The sequence below is a fragment of the Pseudomonas sp. HMSC066A08 genome, from assembly GCF_001813025.1.
GTDB classification, from domain to species: Bacteria; Pseudomonadota; Gammaproteobacteria; order Pseudomonadales; family Pseudomonadaceae; genus Pseudomonas; species Pseudomonas aeruginosa.
Map to the genome: position 1 here is coordinate 19,207 of NZ_KV811300.1, position 8,302 is coordinate 27,508.

At 68.7% G+C, this 8,302-nt stretch carries 5 protein-coding genes; all 5 read left to right on the forward strand.

Going from position 1 to position 8,302, the window contains the following annotated elements; genetic code table 11:
* Positions 1-171: 171 nt before the first annotated feature.
* Positions 172-3,129, forward strand: coding sequence for a TonB-dependent receptor (locus HMPREF2886_RS15970; RefSeq protein ID WP_058173626.1), 2,958 nt, complete (start codon positions 172-174; stop codon positions 3,127-3,129).
* A gap of 3 nt (positions 3,130-3,132) precedes the next feature.
* The gene (locus tag HMPREF2886_RS15975; RefSeq protein WP_033970810.1) at positions 3,133-4,941 is read left to right on the forward strand and encodes an extracellular solute-binding protein; all 1,809 of its coding nucleotides are present in this window, start codon (positions 3,133-3,135) and stop codon (positions 4,939-4,941) included.
* A 1-nt stretch (position 4,942) separates the two neighbouring features.
* Positions 4,943-6,016 carry a microcin C ABC transporter permease YejB gene (locus tag HMPREF2886_RS15980; RefSeq protein WP_003139663.1) on the forward strand — a complete coding sequence of 358 codons (1,074 nt, stop codon included), beginning with the start codon at positions 4,943-4,945 and terminating at the stop codon, positions 6,014-6,016.
* Between the two features lies 1 nt (position 6,017).
* Complete coding sequence (locus tag HMPREF2886_RS15985; protein WP_073648466.1) at positions 6,018-7,034, forward strand: ABC transporter permease; 1,017 nt, start codon at positions 6,018-6,020, stop codon at positions 7,032-7,034.
* A 1-nt stretch (position 7,035) separates the two neighbouring features.
* On the forward strand, positions 7,036-8,302 hold a 1,267-nt coding region (locus HMPREF2886_RS15990; protein ID WP_070747815.1), incomplete at its 3' end, for an ATP-binding cassette domain-containing protein.

The window sequence follows — 8,302 nt, forward strand, 5'->3', positions numbered from 1 at the left end:
GGAGCTGGGAAGATTGTCGGGTAGGGCGAATAACGCCGGAGGCGTTATCCGCCGATACGCCTATTCGCCCGCGCTTATAAGCTCAGAACAAAGCGTTCCAAGCCGGACCTGCAAATCTCCCGCGCTCATCGCTCATCCCCTGGAAACCATGTTTTCGGGGGGAACCGAACGATGCCGCACCATGCTCCATCCACACGCCTGCCTTCCAGCCTGGCCCTGGCCGCGCTGCTCGCGGCGGCCTACGCCGCGCCGCCGGAGGCACGTGCGGAGACGCCCGCGCCCGCCGCCAAGGCGCTCACCTTCGATGTCGCCGCCGGCCCGCTGGACCAGGTGCTGCTGGGCATCTCGCGGCAGAGCGGCTTGCTGATCTCCTTCGAGCAGGCGTTGGTGCGCGGCCGGCAGGCGCCGGCGGTGCGCGGTCCGCTCAGTGTCGACCAGGCCCTGGAACAGGCCCTGCGCGGTAGCGGCCTGCAGTTCCGCCGTTCCGAGCGCGGTGCGGTGATTTCCGCCGCGCCGCTGCGCGCGGCCGTACCGGCGGCGGAGGCGCAGCCGCTGGCGGCGAAAGCGGAGCAGACCCTGGAGCGCGTGGTGGTGACCGGCTCGCGGATTCCCCGCGCCCAGCAGGAAGGGCCTTCGCCGGTCACGGTGATCAGCAGCGAGGAAATCGCGAGCCGTGGCTACCGCAACGTCTTCGAGGCCTTGCAGACGCAGACCCAGAACACCGGCATGACCCAGGGCGAGGATTACGGCAATACCTGGCAACCGGCGGCCAACGCCCTCAACCTGCGCGATCTCGGCCCCAACCACACGCTGGTGCTGATCAACGGCCGGCGCGTCGCCGACTACCCGACCGCCTATGGCGGCTCGGTGAACTTCACCAACCTGGCGAACATCCCGGCGGTCATGATCGACCGCATCGAGATCCTCAGCGGCGGCGCCTCGGCGATCTATGGCTCGGATGCCATCGCCGGGGTGGTCAATATCGTCCTGAAGAAGAAATTCGATGGCGTCGACGTCAACCTGCGCGCCGGCACCACCGAGCGCGGCGGCGGCGACAACCAGCGCCTGCAACTGGTCGGCGGCGGCGCGACGGGCGACTTCGAAGGCCTGTTCGGCCTGCAGGTCGAGCAGCGCCAGCCGGTCTGGGCCAACCAGCGCGGTTTCATGGACAGCTACCCGGACGGCAACAACGTCGGCTACCGGCTGAACCCGCAGAGCGGACGCTACCTCGGCGACGCCTCCTGCGCCGGCCTCGGCGGCCTGTTCGGCGGCAACGTGGCGCCGGTGCCGGGCGCCAGGGGTGGCTATCGCTGCATGACCGACCAGTACTACAACAACTACTGGACCCTGCAGACCAAGAAGGAAAACTACGACGGCTACGCCGGTGGCACCTGGCACCTGAGCGACAGCGGCAAGCTGTTCGCCGACCTGCTGTTCGGCTTCGACCACCTGCAGAACAATACCCGCGGGCCGTCCTTCACCTCGCCGGACTTCATCAATGCCTCCAGCGGCGACCTGGAGCGCTGGTACCGGCTGTTCTCGCCCGAGGAGATCGGCGGCAAGAGCAGCAACAACAGCAAGTGGCGCGAGGTGTCCTGGACCGGCACCCTCGGCTACAGCGACCGCATCGCCAATACCTCCTGGGAATACGAACTGGCCGCGACCCGCTCCGAGTACCGCAGCGACCGCACTACCCGCTACACCCCGGCGGCCGGGATCCTCGACCTGTACCTGGGCCGCAAGCTCGGCGAACGCGACGGCTACCCGGTCTACGATCCCGATCCGGCGCGCCTCGGACGTCCGCTGAGCGAGGAAGAGTGGCGCAGCCTGCGGCGCAACGTGACCCAGCACAGCGAGTCCTACTCGCAGACCTACAGCTTCACCGGCAACGGCGAGCTGTTCGACCTTCCGGCCGGCCCGGTGGCCTTCGCCGGCGTGCTGGAGGTGGGCAAGCAGGGCTACAGGATCCGCCCCGACTCGCAATACAACGACGGCTCTCTCTACAACGTCTCCAAGGCCAGCAGCTCCGGCGGCTCGCGCGACCGTTACGCCGCCGGCGGCGAATTCAGCATCCCGCTGCACGACACGCTGCTGGCGTCCGCCGCCGGCCGCTGGGATCAGTACAGGTTCAGCGGTCGCACCGAGGAGCAGAGCACCTACAACCTGGGGCTGGAGTGGCGCCCGCTGACCAGCCTGCTGCTACGCGGCAGCTACGGCACCAGCTTCCGCGCGCCGGACCTGAACTACATCTACCAGGCCGACGCCAACGGCTACTACCCGGCGCAGAAGGACTACTACGGTTGCGAGAAAGGCGTCGACGGCGCCTGCAAGAACGGCCGGGTCGACTACGTGCAGAGCGGCACGCCCGACCTGAAGTCCGAGCGCGGGCGCTACTGGAGCTACGGCTTCGTCTGGTCGCCGTCGAGCAGGTTCGACTTTTCCGCCGACTACTACCACATCCAGATCGATGACCTGCTGACCACCCTCGATCCGGACAAACTGCTGCGCGACGAGGCGGCCTGCCGCAGCGGCGGGCTCGATCCGGACTCGGCGCAGTGCCGCGACACCCTGGCGCGGGTCGAGCGCAACGCCGGCGACGCCAGCGTCGATCCGAATCGCCTGAACAAGGTCTACGTCAATGCCATCAACGCGGCCAAGGAGCGCACCAGCGGCATCGACCTGCGCAGCAACATCCGCTGGGGCGCCGGTGACTACGGCGCGTTCTCCTCGACCCTCGGCTACACCCTGGTGTTGTCCCACGACTACAAGCAGTCCGACGACTACCCCAGCGAAAACCAGCGCGACAGCCTCGACTCCCACGACTGGCGCAGCAAACTCAACGCCAGCCTGACCTGGGACTACGCACAGTTCACCTCGACGCTCTTCGCGGTGCGCTACGGCAGCGTTACCAACGCCGCCGGCAGCGGGCGCCTGAGCCCGTGGACGGTGTTCAACGCCAGCGCCCGCTACCGGCTCAACGACCGCGCCAGCGTCGGCCTGACGGTGAACAACCTGCTCGACCAGATCAAGGAGGACGACTCCGATGGCTGGCCGTACTATCCCACCGGCAACTACGACGCCATGGGCCGCCAATGGTGGCTGGACTTCAGCTATCACTTCGGTGGTTGAGCCATGCCCGGACGCATCCTTGTCTTCGCCTGCTGCCTGCTCGCCAGCCTGGCCCGCAGCGAGCCGCGCCATGCCATCACGCTCTACGACGAGCCGGCGAAATACCCGCCGGGTTTCCAGCACTTCGACTTCGTCGACCCGCAGGCGCCCAAGGGCGGCAGCCTGCGGCGGATGGAAAGCGGCAGCTTCGACACGCTGAACCCCTTCGCCAACCGCGGCACGCCGATCAGCATGACCCAGGCCGCGCTGATCTACGAAACCCTCGGCTTCCAGTCGCTGGACGAGCCGTTCACCGAATACGGCTACCTGGCGCGCTACATCGAGAAAGCCCCGGACAACAGCTGGGTGCGTTTCCATATCGATCCGCGGGCGCGCTTCAGCGACGGCGTGGCGGTCACCGCCGAGGACGTGAAGTTTTCCTTCGACAGCCTGGTCGAGCAGGGCAGCCCGTTCTGGCGCGCCTACTACAAGGAGGTCCGCGAGCCGGTGGTGGAGGATCGCCTGCGTATCCGCTTCGACTTCCGTCATGCCGGCAACCGCGAACTGCCGCTGGTACTGGCCCAGCTCTACGTGCTGCCCAGGCATTGGTGGCAGGGGCGCGACTTCAACCGCAGCGGCATGCAGCCGCCGCTGGGCAGCGGCCCGTACCGGCTGGAGAAGGCCGAGGCGGGGCGTTCGGTGAGCTACCGGCGCAACCCCGACTGGTGGGCTCGCGACCTGCCGGTCGGGCGTGGCCTGTACAACTTCGAGCGGATCCGTTTCGACTACTACCGCGACAGCGGCGTGGCCTTGCAGGCGTTCAAGGCCGGGCAGGCCGACATCAATGTCGAGACCAGCGTCAAGGCCTGGAGCAGCGGCTACGACTCGCCGGCCCTGCGCGATGGCCGGTTGCGCCAGGAGAGCTTTCCCTACCCGTACCCGGCCAGCCTCCAGGGCCTGGTGTTCAACCTGCGCCGGCCGCTGTTCGAAGACCGTCGGGTACGCCAGGCGCTGAGCCTGCTGTTCGACTTCGAATGGACCAACCGACAGCTCTTCGGCGGTCGCTACAAGCGCCTGCGCAGCTATTTCGACAACTCGGAGATGGCCGCTCGCGGCCTTCCCGGCGCCGACGAACTGGCCTTGCTGGAGCCACTGCGCGGGCAGATCCCCGAGGAGGTCTTCGGCCAGGCCTACGCTCCGCCGGTGAACGACGGCAGCGGCGATATCCATGAGCGCCTGGTGCAGGCCTACCGCCTGCTCGGCGAGGCCGGCTGGCATGCCAGCGACGGGCGCCTGCTGGATACCGCCGGACGGCCGCTGCGCTTCGACCTCCTGCTCCAGGGCAAGGGCCTGGAGCGCGCGCTGCTGCCGTTCCAGCGCAACCTGGCGCGGATCGGCATCGATATGCGCCTGCGCCAGGTGGACGCTTCGCAATACATCGAGCGCATACGTGCGCGGGACTACGACATGATCGTTTCGAGCTTCTCCCAGTCCAATTCGCCGGGCAACGAGCAGTACAGCTTCTGGCATTCCTCCAGCTACGCCGATCCCGGCGGCTACAACCGCATCGGCCTGAAGGACCCGGCCATCGACCGGCTGGTGCAGGCGGTGGTCGAGGCCGACTCGCGGGCCGCCCTGGAAACCGCCGTGCGCGCCCTCGACCGGGTGCTGCAATGGGGCTACTACCTGATCCCGACCTGGTATGCCGACGAGGTCTGGATCGCCAGCTGGAATCGCTTCGGCCGACCGCCGCAGGCGCCGCGCTACAGCCTGGGGCTGAACACCTGGTGGGAAGTCCGCGAGCGGGCCGTGCCGAGCCGGGAGGCGCAGTGACATGGGCGGCTACCTGTTGCGCCGCCTGGCGCTGATCCTGCCGACCCTGCTGGGCATCCTGCTGATCAACTTCGCCATCGTCCAGGCCGCACCCGGCGGGCCGGTGGAACAGGCCATCGCGCGCCTGCAGGGCGTCGACGGCGGTGGCCCGCTGGGGCGTGGCGGGGAGGGCGGGCATGGCGCTCTGGAACCGCAGCGCCACGGCGAGACCGGCATCGATCCGCAGCTGGTGGCCGCCCTGGAGCGCCAGTACGGCTTCGACAAGCCGCCGCTGCAACGGCTCTGGCTGATGCTGTCGAGCTACGCCCGGCTGGATTTCGGCGAGAGCTTCTACCGCGACGCGCGGGTCGTCGACCTGATCGCCGAGAAGCTGCCGGTCTCGCTGTCCCTGGGCTTGTGGGCGACGCTGATCACCTACCTGGTGTCGATTCCCCTGGGGGTGGCCAAGGCGGTGCGCCACGGCAGCGCCTTCGACCTGTGGAGCAGCGCGCTGGTGGTGGTCGGCTACGCGGTGCCCGGCTTCCTCTTCGCCATCGTCCTGATCGTGCTGTTCGCCGGCGGCAGCTACCTGGACTGGTTCCCCCTGCGCGGCCTGGCTTCCGAGGGCGCCGAGCGCCTCGGCCCGCTGGCGCGCTTCGCCGATTACCTCTGGCACCTGGCGCTGCCGGTGGGTTCGCTGGTGGTCGGCGGTTTCGCCAGCCTGACCCTGCTGACCAAGAACAGCTTCCTCGACGAGATATCCAGGCAGTACGTCGCCACCGCTCGCGCCAAGGGGCTCAGCGAGCGCCGGGTGCTCTACGGCCATGTGTTCCGCAACGCCATGCTGTTGGTGGTGGCCGGGCTGCCGGCGGCGCTGGTCTCGGTGTTCTTCACCGGGTCGCTGCTGATCGAGGTGCTGTTCTCCCTCGACGGCCTCGGCCTGATGGGCTACGAAGCGGCGCTCGGCCGCGACTACCCGGTGGTGTTCGGCAGCCTGTTCATCTTCACCCTGCTCGGGTTGCTGGTGAAGCTGGCCGGCGATCTGGCCTACAGCCTGGTCGACCCGCGCATCGACTTCGCCGCGAGGAAACAGTGAGATGGCCATCGTCCTTTCCCCGCTGCACCGCCGCCGCCTCGCCGCGTTCCGTGCCAACCGCCGCGGGCGCCTGGCGCTGCGGCTGTTCCTCGCGCTGTTCGTCGCCTGCCTGTTCGCCGAGCTGATCGCCAACGACCGCCCGCTGCTGCTGGAATACCGTGGCCAGTGGTTCCTGCCGGTGCTGCGGGACTATCCGGAAACCGCCTTCGGCGGCGAGCTGCCGTTCCCGCCGGACTACCGCGGCCGCTTCATGAGCGAACGCATCGCCCGCGACGGCTGGGCGCTGTGGCCGCCGATCCGCTTCGACGCCCGCAGCATCAACTACGCGCGCCCGGCGCCGGCGCCGCCCTCGGCGGAGAACTGGCTGGGTACCGACGACCAGGGCCGCGATGTGCTCGCGCGGGTGATCTACGGCTTGCGCCTGTCGATTCTCTTCGCCCTCGGCCTGACCCTGGCCTCGTCGTTGCTGGGAATCTGCGCCGGCGCGGTGCAGGGCTACTACGGCGGCTGGATCGACCTGTTCGGCCAGCGCTTCATCGAGGTCTGGTCGGGGCTGCCGATGCTTTACCTGCTGATCATCCTCGCCAGCCTGGTGCAGCCCGGGGTCGGCTGGCTGCTGGCGATCATGCTGCTGTTCTCCTGGACCAGCCTGGTCGACGTGGTTCGCGCCGAGTTCCTTCGCGGTCGTCACCTGGAGTACGTCAAGGCGGCGCGGACCCTCGGCCTCGGCGACGCCGGGGTGATGTTCCGGCACATCCTGCCCAACGCCATGGTCGCGACCCTGACCTTCCTGCCGTTCCTGCTCTGTGGCGCGGTAACCACCCTGACCGCCCTGGACTTCCTCGGTTTCGGCCTGCCACCCGGCTCGCCGAGCCTTGGCGAACTGGTCGGGCAAGGCCGCGACAACCTCCAGGCGCCCTGGCTCGGGCTGACCGTGTTCGTGGTCCTGGCGACCTTGCTCAGCCTGCTGGTGTTCATCGGCGAAGCGGTGCGCGACGCCTTCGATCCGAGGACATGAGATGAACCGGGAACTGTTGCGAGTGGAAAACCTGAGCGTCGCCTATGGCGACACGCAGGTCGTGAAGGGAATCGACTTCAGCCTGCGCGCCGGCGAGACCCTGGCCCTGGTCGGCGAGTCCGGTTCCGGCAAGTCGCAGACCGCCCATGCCCTGCTGCGCCTGCTGCCGGGCGCGGCGCGCCTGGGCGGCAGCGTGCGCCTGGACGGCGAGGAACTGCTCGCGCTGTCGCCGCAGGCATTGCTGGCGATTCGTGGGCAGCGCATCGGCATGGTGTTCCAGGAGCCGATGACCTCGCTCAATCCGTTGCAGCGCATCGGCCGCCAGGTCGGCGAGGGCCTGCGCCTGCATCGCCGCCTGCGTGGCGCCGCGCTGCGCGGGCGGGTACTGGAGTTGCTCGAACTGGCCGGCCTCGAGCGGCCGCGACGCCTGCTCGAGGCCTATCCGCACCAGCTCTCCGGCGGCCAGCGGCAGCGAGTGATGCTGGCCATGGCGCTGGCCTGCGAACCGCAACTGCTGATCGCCGACGAACCGACCACGGCTCTCGACGTCACCGTGCAGAAACGCCTCCTGGAGCTGCTGCAAAGCTTGCAGCGACGGCTGGGCATGGCGATCCTGCTGATCAGCCACGACCTCAACCTGGTGCGCCGGGTCGCCGATCGGGTCTGCGTGATGCGCGATGGCCGGATCGTCGAGGAGAACGCCTGCGAGCCGCTGTTCCGCTCGCCCCGGCATCCCTACACGCGCCTGCTGATCGAGGCCGAGCCGGGTGGGCTGGCGGAGCCGGTGGCGTGCCGCGAGACCTGCCTGGAGGTGCGCGCGCTGAGCCTCGACTACGCCGCGCACGGCGGCTGGCTGCGCCGGCGCGCGGGACTGCGCGCGGTACACGAGGTCAGCCTGCGGCTGCGCCGTGGCAGCACCCTGGGAATCGTCGGCGAAAGCGGTTCGGGCAAATCCTCCCTCGGCCAGGCGCTGCTGCGCCTGTTGCCGGCCGAAGGGCAGATCCTGTTCCAGGGCGAGCGCCTCGACCGGTTGCACGGCAAGCGCCTGTTGCCATTGCGCCGGCAGTTCCAGGCGGTGTTCCAGGACCCCTACGGCAGCCTCAACCCGCGCCTGAGCGTGGAACAGATCGTCGGCGAAGGCCTGCGTATCCATGGCATCGGCGATGCCGGCGAACGCCGCGCGCGGGTGCTGGAGGCGCTGCGCGAGGTCGGTCTCGACGAGCCTTGCCTGGAACGCTATCCCCACGAGTTTTCCGGCGGCCAGCGCC